Raw genomic sequence first — 26,773 nt, 5'->3', positions numbered from 1 at the left:
ACCAGCCACCAGCCACCAGCCGCCAGCCGCCAGCCGCCAGCCGCCAGGATTGAACCGCAAAGCCGCGAAGCACGCGAAGTGAGTGACGTGTGATGTCGGCGTGAGGCGCAGGCGGCGCGGGTTCGCACCCACTGGGGGCTGATCGCTGACGGCTGGCGGCTTATTCCCCTTCGCGTCCTTGGTGTCTTTGCGGTTCAGTCCTTCCGGCTGACGGCGACTTGCGCCCGACGAAGCGGTAGTAGGGCACGCGCAGGCCGGGGAGGTAGGGGACCGGGGCGAGGTGTTCGTCGAGGCGGTGATCGGGGAGGTGGTCGCGCAGCCAGCGCAGCGGCTCGGGGCTGGGGTGGACGCCGTCGTGGGCGAACCAGCGGGGCCAGAAGGCGCGGGCGAGGGCGCTGTGGCGGGCGTTGCCGGGGCCGCCTCGGGCGTCGGAGACGTAGAAGTCGACCACCCCCAGGGTGCCGTCGGGGCGGAGCATGGCGAGGGCGTTTGCGAGCACCGCCTGCCAGTTGGGCATCATCGTCAGCGAGTAGGCGCAGTAGACGCAGTCGACCGGCCTCTCGGGGCGGTAGTCGGCGGCGTCGGCCTCGATCACCCGCGCCCTGGCGAGGCCGGCGGTGCGCCGGCGTGCCTCCTCGAGCAGCGCCGGGCAGAGGTCGACGAGGTCGATCCGGCCGAGGCTGTCGAGGCGTTCGCCGAGATAGAGCAGGTTGCGTCCGGTGCCGGCGCCGAGTTCGACCAGATAGGCGCCGGGCGCCGGGTCGAGTGCGGCGATCAGTTGCGCGCGACCGTGCAGCAGGCGCTCGCGGAAGCGATCGTAGTGCACCGCCTGGGGGGCGTAGAAGTGCTGTAGCCGTTCGGCGTGCGAGCCCTGGCGACGCTGGCCGCGCAGCAGGTGGAGGAGGATGCGCGCGTCGCTGCCGATCATGCGCGCACATCCGCGATGTGGAAGCCGGCGTAGGTGTGCACGCGGTCGAGGCGGTTGAGCGCGGCGGCGCGCTCGGGGTGGAAGCGCAGACGCTCGCTCAAGCGGGTACGCTCGGGGCCGAGTTCGAGCCGTTCGAGATAGCGCGGCGCGACATGGGCGCTGCGGAAGATGATCCGCGCATCGGCACTGGCGCGGTCGAGGATCGCCTGCCACTCCTCGGCGAGCGCCTCGGGGTGGTAGGAACTCATCCAGTCCATGTGATCGAGCAGCACGTACTTGGAGATGGGCTCGTCGCTGGCGTGGAGGAACTCGGTGACGGTGCAGGTGTGCGGCACGATGCGCTCGACCAGCCCGGTCTTGAGCGCGGCGAAGTTGTCGCGCTTGAGATATTCGGGACAGCACGTCGGGGTGTAGCGACCGCGCAGATAGACCGACCAGAAGTAGTTGTCGGCGATCGGCAGTTGGCGCAGCACGTATTCGAGCGCCTCGCGGATGAAACCGGCGACGCCCTGGGCATGCTGTGCCTGGACCTCCTTGCGCTGCGGATGGGGGACGCCGAGCAGGCTCATGGTGAGCTGGCGTGAGAGCGTCCAGTTGAGCGCCGGGGTCCAGAACAGCGGCTGGACGCGGGTGTCGTAGATCTCGCGCTGATGGTCGAGATCGGCGCTGGCGAACAGCGCACGCACACTCTCGGCGAGCCGGGGTCGGGCGCGCAGATAGGTGTTGAACAGCCGCGCGACGATCCCGGAGAGACCATGGAAGTAGAAGCTGCCGTCGGGGTTGCCGAACCAGGCCGCGCGCCGGTCCCAGAAGGCACGGGCGAAGGGCGAGAGGGTCTGGCGCAGGGCGTCGTGGTAGAGGTCGCGGAACGCCGAGTGGTAGCCGTGCCCGAAGACGGCGAAGAAGTCGTCGAAGTCGAGCCTGCGGATGCCGGCGAGCTTGAGTTCGAGCAGTGCGTTCTGGCGCGGGTTGGCGTCCACCGCGTGGATCCGTCGCGGCCCGGTGAGGGCGTAGTCGAGCACGTTGCAGCCGGCGCTGGTGATCACCAGCAGGGTGTCGTCCGGGGTCAGCTCGAGGGCCAGCCGGTCGACCGCCGGGTCCTCCCAGCAGGTGTTGTAGACCAGGGCGCGCGAGTAGATGGCGTCGAAGACCCGCTGGTCGATGCGGTCGGCGAGTGTCGGTGCTGTTTTCAAGCGAGGGCTCCAGGCGGATGGACCGGATCGGGTTTTCGCAATGCGTGTTCACGCAGGTCGCGTCAGGATAGATTGGGGAAATGACCGTGGCGTGGCACGTCCGCGACGGGACGGTTGCGGATCGGTTGCGGCGGGATTGCCCCGACCCGTCGTCCACCCTCGGCCCAGATCGGTTTGATCAGCGGGCCGGGGCGCTCAATAATGATCTGTCAACCATTGGAATTCGCGGAGAAACGAACGATGTCCGAAAAGGCCCCATGGATCACCTTCCGGCCGGAACTCAAGGTCCTCGACTGCACGGTTCGGGACGGGGGACTGGTGAATGCCCATCGCTTCGATGATGCCTTCGTCAGCGCCGTCTACCATGCCTGTATCGATGCCGGGATCGACTACATGGAGATCGGCTACAAGAACTCGAAGCGGGTCTTCCCCAAGGACAAGTTCGGCCCCTGGCGTCACTGCGACGAGGCCGACATGCGCCGTATCGTCGGCGACCACGACGCCGAGAAGACCGGGCTCAAGCTCGCGGCCATGGCCGATGCCGGCAAGAGCGACTGGGAGCAGGACCTGGTGCCGGCGGCCGACAGCCCGCTGTCGATGATCCGCGTGGCCTTCTATGCCCACCAGGTCTCCGAGGCGGTGGACATGATCCACCACGCCCACGAACTCGGTTACGAGACCACCGCCAACCTGATGGCCGTCTCCAACATCACCGAGGAGGAGATCGACAAGGTCCTCGAGGCCGTCTCCCACACTCCGGCCTCGACCATGGTCATCGTCGACAGCTTCGGCTACCTCTACCGCGAACAGATCGACCGGCTCTACCACAAGTACACCGACGCGCTCGCCGGCAAGGGCATGGAGATCGGCATCCACGCCCACAACAACCTGCAGCTGGCCTTCGCCAACACCATCGAGGCGATCATCCTCGGCTGCAACCGCGTCGACTCGACCATTTACGGCTTCGGCCGTGGCGCGGGCAATTGCCACACCGAGCTGCTGCTCGGTTTTCTGCGCAACCCCAAGTTCGACGTCCGGCCGATCGTCGAGGTGATCCAGAAGTACATGCTGCCGCTGCGCAAGGAGCTCGACTGGGGTCCGTCGCTGCCCTACAACCTCACCGGTCAGCTCAACCAGCACCCGCGTCCGGCGATCGAGTGGCGCGAGGGCCCGACCCCGGAAGACTTCCTCGGCTTTTACGACAAGCTCGTCGCCGAGATCTGAAAGGCACGGGGCGCGGCCGGTCGCGCCCGCGACATGGCAGCCTTCGTCAAGGGGCTGACCTAGCCTGTTCGCGGCGCTGGCCCTCGGGCCGCCGGCCGACGCCCCAAGGGGGCCTGCGATCGCCCCGCCATCCGGCCTCTTGCCAGACGGGCGCGATCGCGCTACACCATCGACTCCGATCCCGAGCGCGCGCGCCCTCTCCGGGGCGCGCCACCCGGTCCCTGTGCATCTTCTCGGAGTCTTTCTCCATGTCCGACCAAGCGACCCTGATCCTGGGTGACGCGCACCACTCACTGCCCATCGTCACCGGCAGCACCGGCGAGCGCGCGCTCGACATCCAGACGCTGCGCGCCCGCACCGGGCTGATCGCGCTCGATCCGGGCTATGCCAATACCGGCAGCTGTCGCAGCGCCATCACCTCTATCGACGGCGAACGGGGCATCCTGCGCTATCGCGGCATCCCCATCGAGCAATTCGAGCACAGCCCGAACTTCGTCGAGGTCGCCTGGCTGCTGATCTTCGGTCATCTGCCCAATGCCCGCGAATACGCCGACTTCTCCGCTGAACTGACCGCCTGCGCCAACCTCGATGAGGGGATGAAGCATCACTTCGAGGGCTTCCCGCGCGCCGCACCGCCGATGGCGATCCTCTCGGCGATGATCAACGCGCTCTCCTGCTTCCACCCCGAGCTGTTTGAGCTGGAGGACGAGCAGCGCTTCCGCGCCGCCGCCGCCGGGCTGATCAGCCGTATCCGCACCATCGCCGCCTACGCCTATCGGCACTCCATCGGGCGGCCCTATATCTATCCCCACCCCGAGCAGCGTTATGTGCCCAACTTCCTGCACATGATGTTCTCCGACCCCTATGCCGAGTACGTCTGCGAGCCGCTGGTGCGCGACGCGATCAACCTGGTGCTGCTGCTCCACGCCGATCACGAGCAGAACTGCTCGACCTCGACGGTGCGCATGGTCGGCTCCAGCCAGGCCAACCTGTTCGCCGCCTGTGCCGCCGGGGTGTGCGCGCTGTGGGGGCCGCTGCACGGTGGTGCCAATGTCGCGGTGCTGCGAATGCTTGAGGAGATCCATCAGGGACGGATCACCCCCGAGCAATACGTGCGTCTGGCCAAGGACCGCGACAGCAAGGTGCGGCTGATGGGCTTCGGTCACCGGGTCTACAAGCAGTTCGACCCGCGCGCGCAGATCCTCGCCCGGGTGGCCGAGCGGTTGCTCGCCCAGCTCGGGCGGCGCGATCCGCTGCTCGACATCGCCCGTCGGCTCGAGGAGATCGCGCGCGAGGATCCCTACTTCGTCGAGCGCCAGCTCTATCCCAACGTCGACTTCTACAGCGGCATCATCCTCCGCGCGGTGGGCATCCCCACCAACATGTTCACGGTGATGTTTGCGATGGGGCGGTTGCCGGGCTGGATCGCCCACTGGTGGGAGCAGGCCGGCGCGGGCGGGCGCATCGCCCGTCCGCGTCAGCTCTATGTCGGACCCGAGTCGCTCGACTACGTGCCGATGGACGAGCGCGGCTGAACCCGGGGAGAGGGGAGGACGCGGACCCGTTGGTCCGCGTCGGGCTCAGGCCGCCACCGGGCTCGGCTGGTGGCTGAGACAGCCCTTGGGACAGACCCGCGAGCAGGAGGCGCAGCCGATGCAATCGAGCGCATCGGCGAGATTCATGACCATGCCGGGCGCGTCGTCGAAGTCGTCGTCATCGTCCTCGATCGCGTCGAGATCGAGTTCGTCGCGATCGATCAGCTCGAAGACCTCGCGGGGACAGACCTTGTAGCAGCGGCCACAGCCGATGCAGCTGGTCTGGTCGATGGTGATGACGAACGACGGTGTCCACTCGACCCCGCCCCGGGTGATACCGGTGATGACAGTCATGGTGCAGTGCTCCCAATCCGCGGCTCTCGACTGGCCGCGCGGTACGGTTGGCGCGATCGGCGCCGGGCCGGTCGCGTGTTGATCCTCGATGATCGCGACGGGGTCAGGCCCCGTCGGCGGCCTTGAGTCTGGCGTCGGCCTCGGCCCACGCTAGACAGGCGTCGTAGGTGGTCTGGGCGAGCGCCGGCAGCTCGGCATAGGCGCCGGGCAGACGCTCCTCGACCAGATCGTGCAGCTCGGCGGCGCGCTCGTTGGCGATGCGCTTGGCCTTGCGCGCGGCGCGCTCGAGCCCCTGACGGTGTTGCGGATCCATGGTGTCTGTCTCGTCTGTGTCAGGGCGGCTCAGAGTCCGGCAACCTTGGAGTGTTCGCCGATCAGCTCGATGGCGACGGAGAGATACTTGTCGGCCTCGTCCTTCATCCGCGACAGGCTGGGGAAGCCGAAGCGGTGCACGTCGCGCAGGGTGCGATCGAGCACCACCAGCTTGCCAGTGGTGATCAGTACTCGACCGAAGCCCTCGTGACTGAGATGCACCAAGGGCACCGCCATCAGTCCGCACTCGGCCTCGATCAGTGCTGCGATGGCGTTGTAGAAGGCCTTGACCCGCTCGACCACGATCTCGTCGGGATCGCCGACGATGGGGATCCCGCGACGCATCTCCTTGGTGAGTACGAAGGGTTCGAGCAGATCGGCGTTGGAGAGGTGTTCGTACTGGCCATAGGCGTCGATCGCGCGCATCTGGCGCACCATCTCGACCATGAAGTCGCTCTCGAGCAGCCCTCGGGTGGGCAGTGGCGCGGTTGGGGTGTCGGTCATCGTGTTCTCTCCTGCTGGGATCTGGGGATGGATCAGGACAGGCGGCGCAGCACCACCGGGCGTGGTGCGTCGCGCCCGAGTCGTTCGGCCAGCCACAGCCCGGCGCCGAGCGCGAGCAGCGCGCCGCCGAGCGTGGCCCACAGCGGCAGCGCGAAGCGGGTGCCGGCCCAGGCGGTCGCGGCCAGCGCCAGCAACGGCAGCAGATAGGCGAGGGTGGCGGCGCGCAGCAGCCCGGCGCCGGGGATGCCAATCACCACCGACTCGCCGGGGCTGAGTCCGAGCGGGTCGTCGATGACGATCTGTCGGCCGCGCCCGCGGCGCCCGGCCGTGGCCCCGGCGCAATAGCCCGACTGGGCGCAGCCGGAGCAGGCGCTGGTGTTGCCGGGTGCGACCCAGGCGCGTGGCGGGGCGCTCGCGGTCACCACTGCGACGGTCTCGATCATTCGCTCCATCCCTCGACCTCCATCTGGTCGACACGTGGGTGTTCCGCTTCACCCCGCCTGAGCGGGGCGAGCGCGCGTGCCAGCCAGGGGCTGGGACGGCCGCGCAGCTCGCCCTGCAGGGCGGCGATCTGGGCGCGGATCCGGGTGCCGTGGGGCACCTTGAACGGTTGGACGCCGACGGCGCAGAGCTGTCTGACCGCCGAGGCACCGATCGCCTCGCAATAGACGGCGAGACAGCCCTCGAGTGCGACGATGCGTTCGCCGAGCTTGCCCTCGTTGCCGTCGCGCCCACCCGGCGCGAACTCGATGACCTCCAGCAGCCGGTGGCTGGTGCGGTCGATGCCGTGGATGGTGAAGGCTCGGGCGGCGCCGAAGTGCTGATCGACACGCTCGCGATCGCTGCTGGCGAAGGCCACGCGCAGCGGACGCTCGGTCGTCGCGGTGGCGCTCTCGAGCAGTCTCAGTCGTCGTTGCATCCGTGTCTCCCGGCTAGGCCGTCGTGCGTTCGTGCTCGGGCCGCTGCTTGAGCCGCGAGCGATAGGGGTGGATCTCGTCGTGCTCCAGTCCGAGCAGCAGGTTGGCGAGTTCAAAGAGGATGTCGTGCGTGCCCTGGTCGCCGATCAGGGTGCGGATGTACGCCTTGCCTTCCTCGATGGACTGGCAGGTGTCGGTGGCGACCTCCTCGCGGGCGATCGGCGCCTCGGTGAGATCGGTGGTCATGCCGATGCGATAGAGGTTGGGACCGCTCGAACGTGCGCTGCGGTTGTCCCAGGAGTTACCGGTGCAGGCGATCGAGCCGTGCGCCAGGTGCGCCAGGTGCGCCAGGTGCGCCACGTCGCCGATCGGCAGCAGCGCGATCTGCGCGCCGTCGAAGGCACAGACTCCGGCGGTCGCGCCCGGCTTGAGTCGCACGCATCCCGGCTTGGCCTTGTGGTTGTGCGTACAGGCCGGCTCGTCGAGTAGCGCCGTGATCTCTTTCCGCTTCATCGGTCACCCCTGGCGAATTCCTTTACGGCAAGAGCCAGCAGCACGGATCGTGCCGTCTCCTATCCGATTGAATCGCAAACGTGATCGGCACCAAGCATGTGATGCGCTGTCGGACAACCGACGTCTTTGCGGGGTTTGCGACAAGGCGACGGGGAAGTCAGCCGCCAGCCTTCAGCGATCAGCCGCCGGTCAGCGCGTGTCTCTGACGGCGACGGTGGGGTCGGGCACCTACTGGTCGCTGGCGGCTGGCGGCTGGCGGCTGGAAGCTCGTCGCTGTCCCTCAGCCGTTGAGCTGTGGTGGTGCGCTGAGAGGGGTTTCGGGTTGAGCGGGGAAGGGGCTGCGATAGGCGTGCAGGTGCAGCAGTCGTCCCTCGGCGATCAGCGCGCCGCCACTCAGCCCCGGCGCGGTCAGGCGCAGCAGTTCGCTGTCGGCGCCGAGCGGCAGGGTCATCACCGGGGCGCTGCTCAGGGCGTCGAGCAAGGTGCCGGGGACCTCCGGCTGGGGCTGCTGCAGGGTGAAGTTCAGGCACTCGATGGCGTCGAGCGCATAGCTGGCGATGATCCGTGGCAGCAGTTCATGGAGGATGGCCGGGTGGGCGAAGAGTTCAAAGCCGCAGACTCGACCATTGATCGCGAGGATGGCGCCGATCTGGTCCGGTTGCGGCGGCAGGGCCGCGACGTATTGCGCGATGAACTCAGCGTATTCGTCGTAGAGCGCTTCGAGGCCGGGGCGTGCCGGATCGTTGCAGTCCATGCGCGCGCGCTTGTGCGCGACCTCTTCCCACAGTGCTTGTGGTTGTCCCGGATAGGGAGGCTCGCCGAACAGTCGGGTGCTGAGCCGCGCGGCGCTGCGGGCGCGGGCGCTGGCGAACAGCAGCTGGCCGGAGGATCGGGGGCGGTCGCGGGGCTGTGGAGCGGGTGAGCGTCCGAGCGGCGAGAGGGCGAGTCCGATGGTGCTGCGGGGCGGTACCAGCAGGCTGTGCTCGAGAACCTGGTCCGACGCCGCGCCGCTGAGCGACTCGCCCTCGAGCAGCAGCAGTGGACGCGCGCCCTGGTTGTCGAGCCTGGCCCCTGGTGCTTGGGCGCGGGCGTCGTGCGTCTGCAGGTGCGCCTGACCGGTCTTGATCGCGGCGCTCAGGGTGAGATGATCGGCCGCGCTCGGGCGTGGGTCGCAGATCGGGGTGAGGCCGATGTTGAGATGATGCAGTGTATCGCCGAGCGCGAGCGCCGGGAGGTGGTGGTGGAGCCTATCCATGAAGGCGTTCTCCTTGTGCCGGAAACACTTGATGTCCTGACTTCGGCCAGATGCGGCGGTCGTCTCCTTCCTGAGAGCGTGCCGGGCAGGGGCGCACGGGCCCCGGTCTTCGCATCCGGTATGCAGCTGTCGACCCAGGTCTCCGCGGCGGGACGCTGGAGACCTGGGCCTTGGTTGAGCAGGGCGCGGGCCGCTTCGGCAGCGCCCTGGTCGCCCAGTGTATGACGATCGGGGTGGGCATCCTGGGAGATGCGTCGATTTATTGCGTTTACGCAATACCGCGACGGGTCGTCGCCCATCCGTATCGGGGATCGTGATGCGCGAGCTGATTCAGCGGGGGCGCTTTGTGGCCTTGCGGTTCGCGTACCGACGACGGCTCGGGGCCGGCAGGTCGAGCACGCGGAAGCGCCCCGGTTCGAGCCCGTCGAGCCGCCACTGACCGATGGCCATGCGCACCAGCCGCAGGGTGGGCAGGCCGACGGCGGCGGTCATGCGCCGCACCTGACGGTTGCGCCCCTCGTGGATGGCGATCTCGATCCAGGCGGTGGGCACCGACTTGCGAAAGCGTACCGGCGGCTCGCGCGGCCACAGCGCCGGCTCGGCGATGGCACGCACCCGCGCCGGACGGGTCGGGCCGTCCTTGAGCACGACGCCGGCGGCGAGCGCCTCGAGCTGTGCGGCCTCGGGGGTGCCCTCGACCTGCACCCAGTAGGTCTTCCAGGCCTTGTGTCGGGGGTGGCTGATGCGGTGCTGGAGCTGGCCGTCGTCGGTGAGCAGCAGCAGCCCCTCGCTGTCCTTGTCGAGCCGCCCGGCGGGATAGACGCCGGGCAGCGGGACGTGGTCGCTGAGGGTTGGGCCCTCGCCGGAGAACTGGCAGAGCACGCCATAGGGCTTGTTGAGCAGGATCAGACGGGACATCGGGTCAATCACGCTCCAGGGCGGCGCGCACGCACTGTAGCACGCCGTAGTCGAACTCACCGCCGAGGGCCTCGTGGAGCGCGCGCAGCGGGCTGATGGCGTTCTCGGGCAGCGCGGCGAAGGCCGTCTCGATGCGCTTCAGGCTGGCGGCGTCGAGCCCGGTGGCGGTGGCCGCGTCGAGCTCGCCGGCGGCCACCGCGCGGGCGAGATGACCGTGGATGGTGCGCGGTTTGAGACCGCGGCGCGCGGCGATGGTGGCGACATCGGCGCCGGTGCGCGCCAGCGTCAGGGTCTCGCGCTCGCTGTCGCCGAGCCCACGCGGCGCGCGGGGCCGGGGGGTGGCGCGCGGTGGCGGCGCGGCGGTGCCCGCGGGGCGGCCGTGCTCGGCGGCGTGGGCCTCGAGCACGGCGAGCAGTCCGGCGCCGAAGCGTTCGAGCTTGGCCTCGCCGAGCCCGCTGATGCGCGCGAGTTCGTCGAGATCGCGCGGGCGGTGGGCGAGCAGCTCCTGCAGGGTGACGTCGTTGAAGATCACATAGGCCGGGACGTTGTTGGCCTGGGCCAGCTCGCGCCGATGGCCGCGCAGCGCCTCCCACAGCGCCTGGGCCTCGGCGTCGCGCGGCGCGGTCTCGACGGCGCCTTGGCGGGCGCGCTGGGCGCGTCGCGGCTCGGGGTCGCGGCGCAGCTCGATGCGGGCCTCGCCGCGCAGCAGCGGGCGGCTGCGCTCGGTGAGGCGCAGCGCGCCGTGGCCCTGGTGGTCGACCTCGACCAGCCCGGCGGCGACCAGCTGGCGATAGACCGAGCGCCACTGCGCGGCGCCGAGTTCCTGGCCGATGCCGTGGGTACTCACCCGGTCGTGACCGAAGCGGCGGATGCGCTCGTGGTCCTTGCCGAGCAGCACGTCGGTGAGATAGGCGCTGCCGAAGCGCTGGCCGGTGCGATAGATGCACGAAAGCGCCTTGCGCGCGGCCTCGGTGCCGTCCCAGGTGGCGACCGGCTCGAGACAGGTGTCGCAGTTGCCGCAGGGCTCGGCGAGGTGCTCGCCGAAGTACTCGAGCAGCACCTGACGGCGACAGGCGATGGTCTCGCAGTAGCCGAGCATGCCGTCGAGCTTCTGTCGCTCGATGCGCTTGAAGCGTTCGTCGGCCTCGGAGTCCTCGATGATCCGTCTGAGGGTGACCAGGTCGCCGATGCCGTAGGTCATCCAGGCGTCGGCGGGCAGGCCGTCGCGCCCGGCGCGGCCGGTCTCCTGGTAGTAGGACTCGAGGCTCTTGGGCAGGTCGAGATGGGCGACGAAGCGCACGTCGGGCTTGTCGATGCCCATGCCGAAGGCGATGGTGGCGACCATCACCACCCCCTCATCGCGCAGGAAACGGGCCTGATGGGCGCGGCGCTGCTCGGCGGCGAGCCCGGCGTGATAGGGCAGGGCGGTGAAGCCCTCGGCGGCGAGGAAGGCGGCGGTCTCCTCGACGCGCTTGCGCGACAGACAGTAGACGATGCCGGCGTCCTGGGGGTGCTCGCGGCGGAGGAAGTCGAGCAGCTGCTGGCGCGGGCTGGCCTTCTCCACCACTCGGTAGCGGATGTTCGGGCGGTCGAAGCTGGAGACGAACTGGTGTGCCCGCTCCAACCCCAGGCGCGAGACGATCTCGGCGCGGGTGGGCGCATCGGCGGTGGCGGTGAGGGCGATGCGCGGCACCTCGGGCCAGCGCGCGTGGAGCAGCCCGAGCTGGATGTACTCGGGGCGGAAGTCGTGCCCCCACTGCGAGACGCAGTGCGCCTCGTCGATGGCGAAGAGCGCGATGCGCGCCTCGCCGAGCAGAGCGAGGAAGCGCTCGGTGAGCAGCCGTTCGGGGGCGACGTAGAGCAGATCCAGGGTGCCCGCGCGCAACGCCTGCTCGACGTCCTGCGCCGCCTCCGGGTCGAGGGATGAATTGAGATAGGCGGCGGCGACGCCGAGCTGGCGCAGCGCGTCGACCTGATCCTGCATCAACGCGATCAGCGGCGAGACCACGATGGCGGTGCCGGGGCGCAGCAGCGCCGGGATCTGGTAGCACAGCGACTTGCCGCCGCCGGTGGGCATCAGTACCAGCGCATCGTCGCCGTCGAGCAGGCGGTCGATGATCTTGGCCTGGTCGCCGCGGAAGCGCTCGTAGCCGAAGACGCGGTTGAGGATCTGCAGGGGTGTCTCTTGCACCTGGGAACGGACTCCTCGCCGGCCTCGTTGCGCCGGCGTCGTGTGAAGCGGGCCTCGGCTCACCAGCCGCGCGCGAGCAGCGGGGCGAGGAAGCGCCCGGTGTGCGAGCGCGGTTCGGCGGCGATCGCCTCGGGGGTGCCGGTGGCGACGATCTCGCCGCCCTTGTCGCCGCCCTCGGGGCCGAGGTCGATGATCCAGTCGGCGGTCTTGATGACGTCGAGGTTGTGCTCGATCACCACCACGGTGTTGCCCTGGTCGCGCAGCCGGTGGAGCACCTCGAGCAGCTGGCGCACGTCGTGGAAGTGCAGCCCGGTGGTCGGCTCGTCGAGGATGTAGAGGGTGCGGCCACTGGCGCGCTTGGCCAGTTCGCGGCTGAGCTTGACACGCTGCGCCTCGCCGCCGGAGAGGGTGGTGGCGCTCTGGCCGAGCCGGACATAGGCGAGGCCGACATCGACCAGGGTCTGCAGCCGACGCTGGATCAGCGGGATGGCGGCGAAGAACTCCAGCGCCTCGGCGATGGTGAGGTCGAGCACCTCGTCGATGCGCTTGCCCTTGTAGCGGATCTCCAGGGTCTCGCGGTTGTAGCGTCGGCCCTGACAGGTCTCGCACTGGACATAGACGTCGGGGAGGAAGTGCATCTCGACGCGGATCAGCCCGTCGCCCTTGCACGCCTCGCAGCGCCCGCCCTTGACGTTGAAGCTGAAGCGCCCCGGGCCATAGCCCCGGGCGCGGGCCTCGGGGACGTTGGCGAACAGCTCGCGCACCATGTTGAACAGCCCGGTGTAGGTCGCCGGGTTGGAACGCGGGGTGCGCCCGATCGGGCTCTGGTCGATGTCGATGACCTTGTCGAAGTGCTCCAGCCCCTCGATCGCGCCGTGCGGGCGCGGGCGCAGGCTGGCGCCGTTGAAGTGACGCGCGGCGACCGGGTAGAGGGTGTCGTTGATCAGCGTCGACTTGCCCGAGCCCGACACCCCGGTGACGCAGCACAGGGTGCCGACCGGGATGGCGACGTCGACGGCGCGCAGGTTGTTGCCGCGCGCGCCGAGGATGCGCAGCTGGCGCTCGGGGTCGGGGGGCTGGCGTCGGGTCGGGATGGCGATGCGCTCGGCGCCGCTGAGATAGCGTCCGGTGAGCGAGGCGGGATCATCGGCGATCTCTGCGGCGCTGCCCTGGGCGATCACCTGGCCGCCGTGGGCACCGGCGCCGGGGCCGAGGTCGACGACCTGGTCGGCGGCGCGGATCGCATCCTCATCGTGCTCGACTACGATCACCGTGTTGCCGAGGTCGCGCAGATGGGTGAGGGTGCGCAGCAGCCGGGCGTTGTCGCGCTGGTGCAGCCCGATCGAGGGTTCGTCGAGGATATAGAGCACCCCGACCAGCCCGGCACCGATCTGGCTGGCCAGGCGGATGCGCTGGGCCTCGCCGCCGGAGAGGGTGTCGGCGCTGCGCTCGAGGGTGAGATAGTCGAGGCCGACATCGACCAGGAAGCGCAGCCGGGTGGCGATCTCGCCGATCACCTTGGCGCCGATCTCGCCGCGCGCGCCGGTGAGCCTGAGTCCCTCGAAGAAACGCAGCGACTCGCCCACCGGCAGCGCGGTCAGCGCCGGCAGGTTGTGCTCGCCGATGAAGACGTGACGCGCTGCCTGGTTGAGGCGCGAGCCCTGGCAGGCGGGGCAGGGCTGGTGGGAGAGATAGCGCGCCAGCTCCTCGCGCACGGTGTTCGACTCGGTCTCGCGGTAGCGCCGCTCCATGTTGCGGATCACCCCCTCGAAGGGGCGCTCGCGCCCCGGGCCGCGCTCGTTGGGCAGGCGCACGCGAATGCGCGCCTCGCCGCTGCCCAACAGCACCCGCTCGCGCACCGTCTCGGGCAGCTCGCGCCAGGGGGTCTCGACGTCGAAGCCATAGTGCGCGCCGAGCGCGCGGATCAGCCCGAAGTAATAAGCGTTGCGCCGGTCCCAGCCGCGCACCGCGCCGCCGGCGAGGCTCAGCTCGGGGTGGATCACGACCTTGTCGGGGTCGAAGAACTGCTCGATGCCGAGACCGTCGCACTCCGGGCAGGCGCCGGCGGGGTTGTTGAAGGAGAAGGCGCGGGGTTCGAGCTCGGTGATGCTGTAGCCGCAGTGCGGGCAGGCGAAGTTGGCCGAGAAGGTGAGCAACGGCTGATTGGGCGCGTCGAGGGCGACGACGCTGGCGACGCCCTCGGTGAGCGCCAGCGCAGTCTCGAAGGACTCGGCCAGACGGCTGGCGAGGTCGGCGCGCACGCGGAAGCGATCGACCACCAGGGCGATGTCGTGTCGGCGCTTGGCGTCGAGCGCCGGCAGGGCGTCGAGCTCGTGGATGGCACCGTCGATCAGCGCGCGCACGAAGCCCTGGGCGTGCAGCTCGCCGAGCAGGCGCTGGTGGTCGCCCTTGCGGTTGCGTACCACCGGGGCGAGCAGCATCAGCCGCTCGCCCTCGGGGCGGGCGAGCACCTGGTCGACCATCTGACTGACCGTCTGGGCGGCGAGCGCCACGCCGTGGGTGGGGCAGCGCGGCTCGCCGGCGCGGGCGAAGAGCAGGCGCAGATAGTCGTAGATCTCGGTGATGGTGCCGACGGTCGAGCGCGGGTTGTGCGAGGTGGTCTTCTGCTCGATCGAGATTGCCGGCGAGAGCCCCTCGATGTGGTCGACGTCGGGCTTGTCCATCACCGAGAGGAATTGCCGGGCATAGGCCGAGAGCGACTCGACATAGCGCCGCTGACCCTCGGCGTAGAGGGTGTCGAAGGCGAGCGAGGACTTGCCCGAGCCCGACAGCCCGGTGAAGACGATCAGCCGCTCGCGCGGCAGATCGAGGTCGATCCCCTTGAGATTGTGGGTGCGTGCGCCGCGGATGCGGATGGTGTCCATGGGCTGGCCGCAGAGGTCTCGATGTCGATGGCAGGAGGCGCGCTCGCCGCCACGCCGATGGTCCGGCCTGCGCCGGCCCAGGGCAAACTGCTATTATGCGAAGCTTCGCGTACCAGAAGCAAAGGCCAGTGGCCGTGAGCCAGACAGAGACACCGAGCCCGTCCCTCTCACCCACCGAACGGCGCGCTGCCGCCGGACTCGCCGCCATCTTCTCCACCCGGATGCTGGGTCTGTTCATGATCTTGCCGGTGTTCGCGCTCTATGCGCACGAACTCGCCGGCGCCACCCCGCTGATGGTCGGACTGGCGATCGGCGCCTACGGGTTGACCCAGGCGCTGTTGCAGATCCCGCTCGGACTGCTCTCCGACCGCATCGGGCGCAAACCGGTGATCCTCGGTGGCCTGCTGCTGTTCGCCGTGGGCAGCGTGGTGGCGGCGCTGGCCGACGACATCCACTGGGTGATCATCGGTCGGGTGCTGCAGGGCAGCGGCGCGATCGCCGCGGCGATCATTGCGCTGACCGCCGATCTGACTCGCGAGGAGGTGCGCACCAAGGGCATGGCCGCCATCGGCATCAGCGTGGCGCTGTCCTTCGCCGCGGCGCTGGTGCTCGGTCCGGTGCTGGCGCGCTGGATCGGGGTCTCGGGCATCTTCTGGGTCACCGCGGCGTTGGCCGTGGCGGGGATGGTGTTGCTCTACACCCTGGTGCCCGATCCCGAGCGCTCGCAGCTCCATCGCGACGCCCAGCCGGCGCTCGACCAGCTGCGCGGGGTGCTCGCCGACCCGACCCTGGTGCGGCTCGATCTGGCGATCTTCATGCTGCACCTGACCATGGTCAGCCTGTTCGTGGTGCTGCCGCTCTCGGTCGAGGCTGCGGGGTTGGAGGCGGTGTCGCACTGGCGACTTTATCTGCCGGTGGTGCTGTTGGCGATCCCGGCGATGGTGCCCTTCATCGTTCTCGCCGAGCGCCGTGGCCGGGCGCGCGAGGTGCTGCTCGGCTCGGTGATCGCGCTCGGGACGGCGCTGCTCGGCTTCGCCCTGTTCGGGCAATCGCTGTGGGTGCTCGGTGCGTTGCTGGTGGTGGTCTTCACCATCTTCAATCTGCTCGAGGCGGTGCTGCCCTCGCTGGTCTCGAAGCGCGCGCGCGCCGGCGCCAAGGGCACCGCCATGGGGGTGTTCTCCAGCGCCCAGTTCGTCGGCGCCTTCCTCGGTGGCGTGCTCGGTGGCTGGGCGCACGAGCGCTTCGGCCCGGATGCCGTTTATCTGGTCGGGGTGCTGGTGTCGCTGGCCTGGGTCGCGCTGCTGACGGGGATGCGCATGCCCGAGGATCTGGGGCGACGGGTGCTGACGCTGGCGCCGGGGGCGGGGGACGCGGCGGCGTTGGAGCGCCGGTTGCTCGCCGAGCCCGGGGTGCGTGAGGTGGTAGTGGCGCTCGACGAGGGTGTCGCCTACCTCAAGGTGGACAGTCGTCGACTCGATTGGGCAAGATTGCAGACCCTTTCGGCCGGCGCCTGAGATCCGACCCCGCGCAGACCCCGCAGGGTCGTCGCCCGCGGCGGTGACGACGGAGACGAACCGAATATCGGATCGGCGTCGCCCGGGAACGGGTGCGCGTCGATCCTCCTGTATCACTCGAAACGAATGCAACACGCCCGGCGCGCCGCGTCAGGCGGGAGGAAGAGATGGCGACACGTGGTGTCAACAAGGTGATCCTGATCGGCAACCTCGGGGCCGATCCCGAGGTCCGCTACATGCCCAGCGGCGACGCCGTGGCCAACCTGCGCCTGGCCACCAGCGAGAGCTGGCGCGATCGCGCCACCGGCGAGACCCGCGAGCGCACCGAGTGGCACAGCGTGGCCATCTTCGGCAAGGTCGCCGAGGTCGCCAAGCAGTATCTGCGCAAGGGCTCGAAGGTCTATATCGAGGGCAAGCTGCGCACCCGCAAGTGGCAGGGTCAGGACGGCCAGGATCGCTATACCACCGAGGTGGTGGTCGACATCAGCGGGACCATGCAGATGCTCGATGGCCGCGCCGGCGGTGGCAGCGGTTACGGCAGCTCCGCGCCCTTCGACGATGAGCCGCCGCGCGGCGCGCCCCAGGGGGGCGGTCGCCAGGGTGGACCTCAGGGTGGATCCCAGGGCGGAGGCTACTCCGGTGGCGGCTATTCCGGCGGTGGCAGCGGCGGCGCGCCCTCGGGTGGCGCCCCTTCGGGCGGGTTCGGCGGCGGGGCGGACTTCGACGACGACATCCCGTTCTGACCCGAACCTCGAGGAGAGACCCATAAGGAGAGACCCATGCAGACCCTGCTCGTCACCGGTGGCGCCGGTTTCATCGGTAGCAATTTCGTGCGCCTGGCGCTTGCCCAGCCCGATGTCCGGGTGGTCAACCTCGACCTGCTGACCTATGCCGGCAACCTCGACTCGCTCGCCGACCTCGAGGACGAGCCGCGTCACCACTTCGTGCGGGGCGACATCGGCGACCGCGAGCTGGTCTCGCGGCTGCTGCGCGAACATCAGGTCGACGCGGTGGTCAACTTCGCCGCCGAGAGCCATGTCGATCGTTCGATCGACGGCCCGGGTGACTTCGTGCAGACCAATCTGGTCGGCACCTTCAATCTGCTCGAGAGCGCGCGCGCCTACTGGGTCGAGCGCGGCGAGCCGGAGGGCTTTCGCTTCCTCCATGTCTCTACCGACGAGGTCTATGGCTCGCTCGGCCCTACCGGGGCCTTCACCGAGACCACGCCCTATGCCCCCAACTCGCCCTACTCGGCGAGCAAGGCCGGGTCGGATCATCTGGTGCGCGCCTGGTTCCACACCTACGGCCTGCCGGTGCTCACCACCAACTGCTCGAACAACTACGGCCCCTACCAGTTCCCCGAGAAGTTGATCCCGCTGATGATCCTCAAGGCTAGCCGTGGCGAGTCGCTGCCGATCTATGGCGACGGTGGCAACGTGCGCGACTGGCTGTTCGTCGAGGACCACTGCCGGGCGATCTGGCGGGTGCTCGAGGCCGGCACCCCAGGCGAGGTCTACAACGTCGGCGGCAACAGCGAGCGCACCAACCTGGAGGTGGTCGACACCCTCTGCGCGCTGCTCGACGAGCTGCTGCCCGAGGCCCCGCACCGCCCCCACGCCGCGCTCAAGACCTTCGTCAAGGATCGTCCCGGTCACGACCGCCGCTATGCGATCGACGCCTCCAAGCTCCGTCGCGAGCTTGGCTGGACGCCGCAGGAGACCTTCGAGAGCGGGTTGCGCCGTACCCTCGAGTGGTATCTCGGTCATCCCGAGTGGTGCGCGCGGGTGACCGACGGCAGCTATCGCGGCGAGCGTCTCGGTGGTGCCGACAACTGAGGAGCGACGCATGAACAGAAAGGGAATCATCCTCGCCGGCGGATCCGGCACCCGTCTCTATCCGCTCACCCGGACCCTCAGCAAGCAATTGCTGCCGGTCTACGACAAGCCGATGATCTACTACCCGCTGGCGACGTTGATGCTGGCGGGGATCCGCGACATCCTGATCATCTCCACCCCGCGCGACCTGCCGCACTTTCGCGCGCTGCTCGACGACGGCAGTCAGTGGGGCATCAAGCTCTCCTACGCCGAGCAGCCGAGCCCGGACGGACTGGCGCAGGCCTTCCTGATCGGCGAGGCGTTCATCGCCGGTGACCCCAGCTGTCTGATCCTCGGCGACAACATCTTCTACGGTCACGGTCTGGTCGATCAGCTCAAGGCGGCGAGTGCCCGCGAGTCGGGGGCGACGGTGTTCGGCTACTACGTCTCCGATCCCGAGCGCTACGGCGTGGCCGAGTTCGACAGCGATGGCCGGGTGATCGGGCTGGAGGAGAAGCCCACCGACCCCAAATCCAACTGGGCGGTGACCGGAATCTATTTCTACGACGGCAAGGTCTGCGAGCGGGCGCGCACGCTGCGTCCCTCGGCGCGCGGCGAGCTGGAGATCACTGATCTCAACTCGCGCTACCTCGAACACGGCGAGCTTTATCTCGACCGCATCGGTCGCGGTACCGCCTGGCTCGACACCGGCACCCACGAGTCGCTGATGCAGGCCGGGCAGTACATCGAGACCATCGAGAAGCGCCAGGGGCTGAAGATCTGCTGTCCGGAGGAGGTCGCCTACCTCAACGGCTGGATCGACGCCGCGGCCCTGCGCGCCACCGGCGAGGCGCTGCGCAAGAGCGGCTATGGCGAGTATCTGTTGGGACTGCTGAAACGGGTGCAATGATGCAGGTGATCGAGACCGAACTGCCGGGCGTGCTGATCCTTGAACCCAAGGTGTTCGGGGATGCGCGCGGCTACTTCCTGGAGACCTATCGCGCCAACCGCTATGCCGAATTCGGCATCCCGCCGCTGGTGCAGGACAACCAGTCCTATTCGACCCACGGTGTGCTGCGCGGCCTGCACGTGCAGCACCCGCGCGCCCAGGGCAAGCTGGTACAGGTGCTCGAGGGCGAGGTGTTCGACGTCGCCGTCGACATTCGTCGCGGCTCACCGCACTTCGGCCACTGGACCGGGGTGACCCTCTCGGGCGAGAACAAGCGCCAGTTCTGGGTCCCGCCGGGCTTCGCCCACGGCTTCGTGGTGACCGGCGAGCATGCCCTGTTCGTCTATAAGAACACCGACTACTACAGTCCAGAGACCGAGTTCAGCGTCCGTTGGGACGACCCCGCGATCGGTATCGAATGGCCGCTCGAGGGCGTGCCGTCGCTGTCGCAGAAGGATAGCGAGGCACACTGCCTGGCCGACATCCCGGCGGATCGTCTCCCCGGCTACGAGGATTACGCATGAGTCAGAAACACCAGACCCCCGAGCGTCCACGCCTGCTGCTGATCGGCGCCAACGGCCAGGTCGGCTGGGAGCTGCGTCGCACCCTCGCCGGACTGGGCGAGGTGGTGGCCGCGTCGCTCGAGGGCGAGTACGGGCCGAGCATCGACCTGATGGATCCGCAGTCGCTGGCGCGGCTGGTCGACGAGGCGCGTCCCGACGCGGTGATCAACGCCGCGGCCTATACCGCGGTCGATCGCGCCGAGCAGGATCGCGACAGCGCGCGGCGGATCAACGCCGAGGCCGTCGGTGAACTCGGCGTGCTGCTCGCCAAGCGCGCCGTCCCGGTGGTGCACTACTCGACCGACTTCGTCTTCTCCGGCACCCTCGGGCGTCCCTACACCGAGGACGACCAGCCCGATCCGCTCAACGTCTACGGCGAGACCAAGCTCGTCGGCGAGCGCGCGTTGCTCGACTCCGGTGCCCGCGCCCTGGTGTTCCGCACCAGCTGGGTCTATGGCGCGCGCGGCGCGAACTTCCTGCTGACCATGCGCCGACTGTTCGCCGAGCGTGACGAGCTGCGCGTGGTCGATGACCAGATCGGCTCACCGACCTGGAGCCGGATGCTCGCCGAGATGACCGCCCAGGTGCTCTACCGGGTGTTGCGCGGTGAACTCGATCTCGACGAGGTCGGCGGTCTCTATCACCTCACCGGCGGCGGCGAGGTGAGCTGGTACGGCTTCGCCTGCGCCATCCTCGAGGCCTGTGGCGAGGGCTGCAACCTCACCCCGATCCCCTCCTCGGAGTATCCTGCGCCGGCGCCGCGTCCGGCCTACTCGGTGCTCGACAACGGTCGCTTCGAGCGCACCTTCGGGCTGGCGATGCCACACTGGCGCGACTCGCTGGTGCAGTGTCTCGAGGAACTCGACTGAACCGCCGTTCCGGTGGCGCCGTCGCCCGCCGGGCGCCGTCGCCGCACCCGCACCGCTCACGGACAGGCGCGGCACGCGGGCACTGTCTCCCCGGCCACCGGCGGGCCGATCTCCGTGCCCAGCACGACGATGGCGAGCAGTGCCGCGAGCGCCGCGAGCCATCCCAGTGCCTGTCGTCCCCTCGATGTCGACATCCCGTCCTCCTCCTGCCTAAGCTTGCGAGTCATTAGGCTAGGCGTCACGCTGCAGCGGGCACAGAGACAAATCCAAGGAAAATGACTGGTACAGTTGTCGCTCTCGTGCCATCTGTACCGGTCGGTTGTCGGGAAACTGTACCTGTTATGTCGACATCCTATCGCTATGCCGAGATCGCCGCCGCGCTGGAGACGCGCATGCGCGACGGGCTCTATCGCCCGGGCGAACGGCTGCCCGGGGTGCGACGACTGGCACGCGAGTTCGGGGTGAGCATCGGCACCGTGCTTGAGGCGTTGCACCGGCTCGAGGCGCAGGGGCGGGTGCGGGCGCGGGCACGTTCAGGCTATTACGTGCAGGCGCCGACCCAGGCGGCCCAGCCGGCGATCTCGACGCCGCCCCCGGCACCGGCGCCGGTGCGCGGACAGGACATGGTGTTGCGGTTGCTGCAGGCGGCCAACGACCCGGCTTTCGTCCAGCTCGGCGCGGCGGTGCCCGATCCCCGGCTGCTGCCGCGCAAGGCGCTGGCGCGAGCGGTGGCCACCGCCTACCGACGCCACCCCGACACGGCCATCGACTGCGCCTTCCCGCCCGGGCTCGAGGCGCTGCGTCGTCAGGTCGCCCGCCACCTGAGCGCACACGGCACTCCCTTGCACCCGGACGCCTTGCTGATCACCAGCGGTTGCCTGGAGGCGGTGACCCTGGCGCTGCGCGCGCTCACCCGTCCCGGCGACGTGGTGGCGGTGGAGTCACCGACCTACTACGGGTTGCTGCAGGCGCTCGATGCGCTCGGGCTGCAGGCGCTGGAGATCCCCACCGATCCGGCCCAGGGCATCAGTCTGGAGGCACTCGGCTTCGCCCTGGAGCAGTGGTCGGTGGCCGCCTGTATCGTCACCACCAACTTCAGCAACCCGCTCGGCGCGGTGCTCTCGAGCGCGCGCAAGCGTGCCCTGACCGAGCTGCTGGCCGCTCACGGGGTGGCGCTGATCGAGGACGACATCTACGGCGACCTGGCCTTCTCCGGGGTGCGCCCGGACACCGCCAAGCGCTATGACCGGGGCGGCGGGGTGATCTACTGCGGCTCCTTCTCCAAGACCCTGTCGCCGGGGATGCGGGTGGGCTGGGTCGCGCCGGGCGTCGAGTTCGAGCGTATCGAGTTCCTCAAGTACGCCACCAACCTGGCCGCCCCCTCGGTGCTCCAGCTCGCCCTCGCCGAGCTGCTCGCCAGCGGTGCCTATCTGCGTCATCTGCGCGAAGTCAGCGCAGGGTTTGCGCTGGCGGTGGGGCGGATGCGTCATGCCGTCGAGCGGCATTTCCCGCCCGGCACCCGGGTGACCCGACCGAGCGGCGGTTTCCTGCTGTGGCTGCAGCTGCCGGCGGGGATCGACAGCATGGCGCTGCACGCGCGCGCCCATCGCGAGGGGATCAGCATCGCCCCCGGGCCGATGTTCTCGGCCAGCGGCAAGTATCGCGACTGTCTGCGGCTCAACGCCGCGGTGCCCTGGACCCCGGCGGTGGAACGCGCGCTGCGCCGGCTCGGCGCGCTGGCGCACGAGCTGGCCGAGGGGTGAGGGGGCTCCGACAGCGCGCTGGAGACAGCCCCGGCCTTGTCAGTCCGCCTCGTCGATCTGGTCGTCGGCGCGGGCGGCCCCACGTCCACCGTGGGGCGGGCGGGGTTCAGCCGCGCTTGCGCCCGCGTGGCGCGAACAGCAGCGGCAGCAGGTCGTCGAAGTGCGTGGCGAAGTGCACCGTCAGGCCCTTGCGCACATGCTCCGGGACCTCGTCGAACTCACCCCGGTTGTCGACCGGCAGCACGATCTCCTTGATCCCGGCGCGGCGCGCGGCGATCAGCTTCTCGCGGATGCCGCCGACCGGAAAGACCTCGCCGGTGAGGGTGATCTCGCCGGTCATGGCGATGCGTCGTATCGGCTCGCCGCGGGCCAGCGAGAGCAGCGCGCTGGCGATGGTGATGCCGGCTGAGGGACCGTCCTTGGGGGTGGCCCCGGCGGGGACGTGGAGATGGATGAAGGCGTGCTCGAAGAAGTCCGGGTCGACACCGAAGCGCGCGGCGTTGCCGACCAGATAGCCGTAGGCGATCTCGGCCGATTCCTTCATCACCTCGCCGAGCTGGCCGGTGAGCTTGAAGCCGCGGTTGAAGCCGTGGGTGCGCGCCGCCTCGATCGACAGCGTGGCGCCGCCCATCGCCGTCCACGCCAGCCCGGTGACCACGCCCGGTCCGGAGAGTTTGCGCTCGTCGCGGAACACCGGGCTGCCGAGATAACCCTGGAGCTGGTCGCGACCGATCACCACTGGGGCCTCGGCGTCCTCGAGCAGCTCGACGGCGACCTTGCGCACGATCTTTCCGAGCTGTTTCTCGAGTCGGCGCACCCCGGCATCGCGGGCATAGCCCTCGATCAGCGCGCGCAGGGTGCGGGTGTCGAGCTTGACCGCGCCCTTCTCCAGACCGGCGCGCTCAATCTGGCGCGGCAGCAGGTATTTGCGCGCGATCTGCAGCTTCTCCTCGGCGATGTAGCCGGAGAGCTGGATCACCTCCATGCGGTCGAGCAGTGGGCCGGGGATGGTGTCGAGTTGGTTGGCGGTGCACACGAACAGCACCTTGGAGAGATCGAGGCGCAGGTCGAGATAGTGGTCGAGGAAATCGCCGTTCTGCTCCGGATCGAGTACCTCGAGCAGCGCCGAGGCTGGGTCGCCGTGGTAGGAGGCGCCGATCTTGTCGATCTCGTCGAGCAGGATCACCGGGTTGGCGGTGCCGGCGTCTTTCATCGCCTGCACGAACTTGCCGGGCATGGCGCCGATATAGGTGCGTCGATGCCCCTTGATCTCGGCCTCGTCGCGGATGCCGCCGACCGAGAAGCGATAGAAGCGCCGACCCAGGGCGTCGGCGATCGAGCGCCCGATCGAGGTCTTGCCGACACCGGGTGGGCCGACCAGGAGGATGATCGAGCCGGCGATCTCGCCGCGATGGATGCCGACGGCGAGGAACTCGAGGATGCGTCGCTTGACGTCCTCGAGCCCGTAGTGGTCGCGATCGAGCACGCGGCGTGCGCGCTTGAGATCGAGCCTGTCGGTCGAGTGTCGGCCCCAGGGCAGCAGGCTCACCCAGTCGAGATAGTTGCGGGTGACGGCGTACTCCGGCGAGCCGGTCTCGAGGATACGCAGCTTGTCGAGTTCTTCCTCGACGCGCTTGGCCGCCTGCTCGGTGAGATCGAGTTCGGCGATGCGCGCCTCGATGCGATCGATCTCGGCGGTGCGGTCGTCCTTGGCGATGCCCAGCTCCTTCTGGATCGCCTTGAGCTGCTCGCGGAGGAAGAACTCGCGCTGATGCTTCTGCATCTTCTCCTCGACGCTGCGGCGAATCTTGTGCTGGGCGCGCGCCAGTTCGAGTTCGGTGTTGAGCAGCACCAGCAGCTTTTCCATGCGCGGCAGCAGCGGCAGGGTCTCGAGCACGTCCTGGAGCTGCTCGGCGTTGGAGGTGGTGATGCTGGAGGCGGCGAAGTCGGCCAGTCGCGATGGATCATCGGGGCCGAAGCGATCGAGGAACATGCGCAGTTCCTCGACATAGAGCGGATTGAGCGGGAGCAACTCCTTGATGGTGTTGATCACCGCCATGGCATAGGCCTTGATCTCGCTGTCGGGGCCGCCGTCGGGCTCAGGCAGGTACTCGACCCGGGCGCTGAAGGGTGCCTCGCGCGCGAGCCAGCCGGCGAGCCGGAAGCGCTGCAGGCACTCGACGAGCACTTGCAGCTGGCCGTCCTGGTGATGGATACGGTGCACTCGACAGGCGGTGCCGATGGTGTAGAAGTCATCGGCGCCGGCCTCCTCTGAGCGCTCGGCCCCGACCAGTACCACGCCGAGGATCTTGTGCTCGCTGTCGGCCACCCGCTGCAGCGTCGGCGCCCAGTGCTCGGCGCTCATCGTCAGCGGCACCGCCTGAGCGGGGAACAAGGGGCGGGCGGCGACCGGCAGCAGGGGCAGCTCGGTCGGCAGGACGTCGTTGGCGCGTGCGAGCGTGACCGGCTCCGAACGCGAGGCCGTCTCCTCGGCCTCCGCCTCGATCACGTCGTCCTCGTCCAATCGCTCATCCGGCATGTGTGAACCTCTTCGAGTCTGTCGTCGAAAAAACCCTTAGTCTTCTGTCTCCCGCGGGGCTTTGCAAGTCGCGGCGTTGGCCAGGGTGGCGTATTCGGTCACCGAGAGGGTCTCGGCGCGCCGCACCGGATCGATCCCGGCGCGTGCGAACTGCTCGGGCGTGACCAGCCCGGAGAGGCTGTTGCGCAGGGTCTTGCGTCGCTGGCCGAAGGCAGCGGCGACGATGCGGGCGTGGTGCTCGGGGTCGGCGAGCGGATAGCGCTCGGCGACCGGCTCCAGGCGCACCACCGCGGAGTCGACCTTGGGGGCTGGGTTGAAGGCGCCGGGTCCGATGCGCAACAGGCTGCGCGCTCGGCACTGGGTTTGCACCATCACCGAGAGCCGGCCATAGATCTTGCTGCCGGGCTCGGCGACCATGCGATCGACCACCTCCTTCTGCAGCATCAGGTGCAGGTCGGCGAGACAGCGCGACTGGGCGAGGAAGTGGAACAGCAGCGGTGTGGATATGTTGTAGGGCAGGTTGCCGACCACTCGCACCCGCTCCTCCGGCCCCTGGCGCAGCGCGCAGAGGTCGAACTTCAGCGCGTCGACGTTATGGATGCGCAGGGTGCCGCGCCCGCCGAGTCGCGCGCGCAGCGGCTCGATCAGGTCGCGATCGAGTTCGACCACGTCGAGCTCCCCCACGGCCTCGAGCAGTCCGGCGGTGATCGCCCCCTGGCCGGGACCGATCTCGACCAGGCGTTCGCCGGGGCGCGCGGCGATGGCGGCATGGATACGGGCGATCACGCCCTGGTCGTGGAGGAAGTTCTGCCCGAAGCGCTTACGGGGCTGGTGTGGTGTCAGCAATGTTTGCAGACCTCGCGGGTGAACTGTTCGAGCTTGCGGGTGTCGGCGGCGAACAGTCGGATGCCCTCGGCGAGCTTCTCGGTGGCCATGGCATCCTCGTTGAGCGCCCAGCGGAAGCTGGTCTCGTCGAAGCTGACCCGTTCGATCTCCATGCCCTGGGCACGCTCGGGGTCGAGTCGGCGGCAGACCTCGCCGTCGGTCGAGGCCAGCTCGCCGAGCAGCGCCGGGGAGATGGTCAGCAGGTCGCAGCCGGCAAGCTCGAGGATCTCGTCGAGATTGCGGAAGCTCGCGCCCATCACCGCGGTCTGGTAGCCGTGACGCTTGTAGTAGTTGTAGATACGGGTGACCGAGCACACGCCCGGGTCCTCGTCGGCGGGGTAGCCGGCGACGTTCTCGGCGTTCTTGTACCAGTCGAGGATGCGACCGACGAAGGGCGAGATCAGGGTGACCCCGGCCTCGGCGCAGGCCACCGCCTGGGCGAAGCTGAACAGCAGGGTCAGGTTGCAGTGGATGCCCTGACGCTCGAGTCGCTCGGCAGCGCGGATGCCCTCCCAGGTCGAGGCGATCTTGAACAGCACCCGCTCGCGCGGATCGACGCCGGCGGCCTCGTAGAGTTCGACCAGGCCCTCGGCACGACGCACCGTGGCCTCGGTGTCGAACGACAGCCGCGCGTCGATCTCGGTGGAGACCCGGCCGGGGACGATCTTGAGGATCTCGGTGCCGAAGTTCACCGCCAGCTTGTCCATGGTCCAGCGGGTGCGTTCCTCGCCCTTGCCCTTGGTCTGGCCGAAATCGAGCGCGTCCTCGACCAGCTCGCGGTACTGCGGCATCTGCGCCGCCTTGTAGATCAGCGAGGGGTTGGTGGTGGCGTCCTGGGGGCGGTACTCGACGATCGACTCGAAGTCGCCGGTGTCCGCGACCACGGTGGTCATGGAGCGCAGTTGATCGAGCTTGCTCATGATGTGATGTCCTTGTATGGATTTCGGGATGAGGTCGATGAATTTAGGGCGCGTCGCCGCGCCGCCGGTTCCATTGACCCTAGCCCAAAATGGTGACGATTCCGATTCTGCGGGCCGGACCGGCACACCCTTGCCCGGAAAATTTTCCATAATGACACCGACACCCCGTTGAATGCACGCCTCGCGCCAGCGGTTGCTGTGTCAATCGGGGCCGGTGCCGTCTGCAGG

Annotated in this window: 24 protein-coding genes and 1 pseudogene; 9 read left to right on the top strand and 16 right to left on the bottom strand. The window is 68.9% G+C overall.

The features are described from left to right. Positions 1–160: 160 nt before the first annotated feature. A complete protein-coding gene (locus tag MARPU_RS12205) occupies positions 161–928 on the bottom strand; it encodes a class I SAM-dependent methyltransferase (protein WP_005224768.1) in 768 nt (255 codons plus the stop codon). Next, a complete protein-coding gene (locus MARPU_RS12200; protein ID WP_005224769.1) occupies positions 925–2,121 on the bottom strand; it encodes a DUF3419 family protein in 1,197 nt (398 codons plus the stop codon). Before MARPU_RS12200 ends, MARPU_RS12205 begins: the two co-directional genes overlap by 4 nt. Before the next feature lie 240 nt (positions 2,122–2,361). Between MARPU_RS12200 and MARPU_RS12195 the strand changes: the two genes are divergently transcribed. Both MARPU_RS12195 and MARPU_RS12190 read left to right on the top strand, forming a co-directional pair. Further along, positions 2,362–3,345: an aldolase catalytic domain-containing protein gene (locus MARPU_RS12195; RefSeq protein WP_005224770.1), complete on the top strand. Its 984-nt coding sequence runs from the start codon at positions 2,362–2,364 to the stop codon at positions 3,343–3,345. A 248-nt stretch (positions 3,346–3,593) separates the two neighbouring features. After that, the gene (locus tag MARPU_RS12190; protein WP_005224771.1) at positions 3,594–4,880 is read left to right on the top strand and encodes a citrate synthase; all 1,287 of its coding nucleotides are present in this window, start codon (positions 3,594–3,596) and stop codon (positions 4,878–4,880) included. Positions 4,881–4,925: 45 nt separating this feature from the next. Here the strand turns inward: MARPU_RS12190 and fdxB are convergent, their stop codons facing one another. The 10 genes and pseudogenes from fdxB to uvrA all read right to left on the bottom strand — a co-directional run bounded on the left by fdxB (position 4,926) and on the right by uvrA (position 14,729). Then, positions 4,926–5,234 carry a ferredoxin III, nif-specific gene (gene fdxB / locus MARPU_RS12185; RefSeq protein WP_005224772.1) on the bottom strand — a complete coding sequence of 103 codons (309 nt, stop codon included), beginning with the start codon at positions 5,232–5,234 and terminating at the stop codon, positions 4,926–4,928. A gap of 103 nt (positions 5,235–5,337) precedes the next feature. Next, positions 5,338–5,547 (bottom strand): CCE_0567 family metalloprotein, encoded by a 210-nt coding sequence (locus MARPU_RS12180; protein WP_005224773.1) that lies wholly within the window; start codon positions 5,545–5,547, stop codon positions 5,338–5,340. Between the two features lie 29 nt (positions 5,548–5,576). Next, the gene (locus MARPU_RS12175; RefSeq protein ID WP_005224774.1) at positions 5,577–6,050 is read right to left on the bottom strand and encodes a NifX-associated nitrogen fixation protein; all 474 of its coding nucleotides are present in this window, start codon (positions 6,048–6,050) and stop codon (positions 5,577–5,579) included. Between the two features lie 32 nt (positions 6,051–6,082). After that, positions 6,083–6,502, bottom strand: coding sequence for a SoxR reducing system RseC family protein (locus tag MARPU_RS16795; RefSeq protein ID WP_005224775.1), 420 nt, complete (start codon positions 6,500–6,502; stop codon positions 6,083–6,085). Continuing rightward, entirely contained in the window at positions 6,490–6,969 is a 480-nt protein-coding gene (locus MARPU_RS12165; protein ID WP_005224776.1) for a NifB/NifX family molybdenum-iron cluster-binding protein, read from the bottom strand. The genes MARPU_RS16795 and MARPU_RS12165 overlap by 13 nt, the downstream gene beginning before the upstream one ends. 214 nt (positions 6,970–7,183) lie before the next feature. Beyond that, positions 7,184–7,480, bottom strand: a pseudogene (locus MARPU_RS17255) (nitrogenase iron-molybdenum cofactor biosynthesis protein NifE); the annotation flags it as partial. Between the two features lie 280 nt (positions 7,481–7,760). Further along, positions 7,761–8,735, bottom strand: a complete 975-nt coding sequence (locus tag MARPU_RS12155) for an ARPP-1 family domain-containing protein (RefSeq protein WP_005224778.1) — start codon at positions 8,733–8,735, stop codon at positions 7,761–7,763. A gap of 330 nt (positions 8,736–9,065) precedes the next feature. Next, positions 9,066–9,653, bottom strand: coding sequence for a pseudouridine synthase (locus MARPU_RS12150; protein WP_005224779.1), 588 nt, complete (start codon positions 9,651–9,653; stop codon positions 9,066–9,068). Between the two features lie 4 nt (positions 9,654–9,657). Continuing rightward, positions 9,658–11,844 carry a DNA helicase RecQ gene (gene recQ / locus MARPU_RS12145; RefSeq protein ID WP_025275319.1) on the bottom strand — a complete coding sequence of 729 codons (2,187 nt, stop codon included), beginning with the start codon at positions 11,842–11,844 and terminating at the stop codon, positions 9,658–9,660. A gap of 59 nt (positions 11,845–11,903) precedes the next feature. Next, positions 11,904–14,729 (bottom strand): excinuclease ABC subunit UvrA, encoded by a 2,826-nt coding sequence (uvrA, locus tag MARPU_RS12140; protein WP_005225015.1) that lies wholly within the window; start codon positions 14,727–14,729, stop codon positions 11,904–11,906. Positions 14,730–14,824: 95 nt separating this feature from the next. On the opposite strand from uvrA, the gene MARPU_RS12135 reads away from it, so the two are divergent. The 6 genes from MARPU_RS12135 (at position 14,825) to rfbD (ending at position 20,438) form a co-directional block, all read left to right on the top strand. Continuing rightward, positions 14,825–16,243 carry an MFS transporter gene (locus tag MARPU_RS12135; protein ID WP_005225014.1) on the top strand — a complete coding sequence of 473 codons (1,419 nt, stop codon included), beginning with the start codon at positions 14,825–14,827 and terminating at the stop codon, positions 16,241–16,243. Between the two features lie 167 nt (positions 16,244–16,410). Then, on the top strand, positions 16,411–16,986 hold the full coding sequence (gene ssb, locus MARPU_RS12130; RefSeq protein ID WP_005225013.1) for a single-stranded DNA-binding protein: 576 nt from the start codon (positions 16,411–16,413) through the stop codon (positions 16,984–16,986). A gap of 36 nt (positions 16,987–17,022) precedes the next feature. Further along, positions 17,023–18,078 carry a dTDP-glucose 4,6-dehydratase gene (rfbB, locus tag MARPU_RS12125; protein ID WP_005225012.1) on the top strand — a complete coding sequence of 352 codons (1,056 nt, stop codon included), beginning with the start codon at positions 17,023–17,025 and terminating at the stop codon, positions 18,076–18,078. A gap of 10 nt (positions 18,079–18,088) precedes the next feature. Then, positions 18,089–18,967: a glucose-1-phosphate thymidylyltransferase RfbA gene (gene rfbA, locus MARPU_RS12120; protein WP_005225011.1), complete on the top strand. Its 879-nt coding sequence runs from the start codon at positions 18,089–18,091 to the stop codon at positions 18,965–18,967. Then, positions 18,967–19,530: a dTDP-4-dehydrorhamnose 3,5-epimerase gene (gene rfbC / locus MARPU_RS12115; RefSeq protein WP_025275317.1), complete on the top strand. Its 564-nt coding sequence runs from the start codon at positions 18,967–18,969 to the stop codon at positions 19,528–19,530. The genes rfbA and rfbC overlap by 1 nt, the downstream gene beginning before the upstream one ends. Then, positions 19,527–20,438: a dTDP-4-dehydrorhamnose reductase gene (gene rfbD / locus MARPU_RS12110; RefSeq protein WP_005225009.1), complete on the top strand. Its 912-nt coding sequence runs from the start codon at positions 19,527–19,529 to the stop codon at positions 20,436–20,438. The genes rfbC and rfbD overlap by 4 nt, the downstream gene beginning before the upstream one ends. Positions 20,439–20,494: 56 nt before the next feature. On the opposite strand, the gene MARPU_RS17730 is transcribed toward rfbD, so the two are convergent. Next, positions 20,495–20,632 (bottom strand): hypothetical protein, encoded by a 138-nt coding sequence (locus tag MARPU_RS17730; RefSeq protein ID WP_156929273.1) that lies wholly within the window; start codon positions 20,630–20,632, stop codon positions 20,495–20,497. A gap of 147 nt (positions 20,633–20,779) precedes the next feature. On the opposite strand from MARPU_RS17730, the gene MARPU_RS12105 reads away from it, so the two are divergent. After that, on the top strand, positions 20,780–22,201 hold the full coding sequence (locus MARPU_RS12105) for an aminotransferase-like domain-containing protein (protein WP_005225008.1): 1,422 nt from the start codon (positions 20,780–20,782) through the stop codon (positions 22,199–22,201). A gap of 106 nt (positions 22,202–22,307) precedes the next feature. Here the strand turns inward: MARPU_RS12105 and lon are convergent, their stop codons facing one another. The 3 genes from lon to tal are packed head-to-tail and all read right to left on the bottom strand — an operon-like array spanning position 22,308 to position 26,545. Next, positions 22,308–24,740, bottom strand: a complete 2,433-nt coding sequence (gene lon / locus MARPU_RS12100; RefSeq protein WP_005225007.1) for an endopeptidase La — start codon at positions 24,738–24,740, stop codon at positions 22,308–22,310. A 36-nt stretch (positions 24,741–24,776) separates the two neighbouring features. Then, a complete protein-coding gene (gene rsmA, locus MARPU_RS12095) occupies positions 24,777–25,586 on the bottom strand; it encodes a 16S rRNA (adenine(1518)-N(6)/adenine(1519)-N(6))-dimethyltransferase RsmA (RefSeq protein ID WP_005225006.1) in 810 nt (269 codons plus the stop codon). Beyond that, positions 25,580–26,545, bottom strand: coding sequence for a transaldolase (gene tal / locus MARPU_RS12090; RefSeq protein WP_005225005.1), 966 nt, complete (start codon positions 26,543–26,545; stop codon positions 25,580–25,582). Before tal ends, rsmA begins: the two co-directional genes overlap by 7 nt. Positions 26,546–26,773: the final 228 nt, after the last annotated feature.

This window comes from Marichromatium purpuratum 984 (assembly GCF_000224005.2).
Lineage (GTDB): Bacteria > Pseudomonadota > Gammaproteobacteria > Chromatiales > Chromatiaceae > Marichromatium > Marichromatium purpuratum.
The sequence above is the reverse complement of the archived record's forward strand: the minus strand, read 5'-3'. Positions and strand labels throughout refer to the sequence as shown.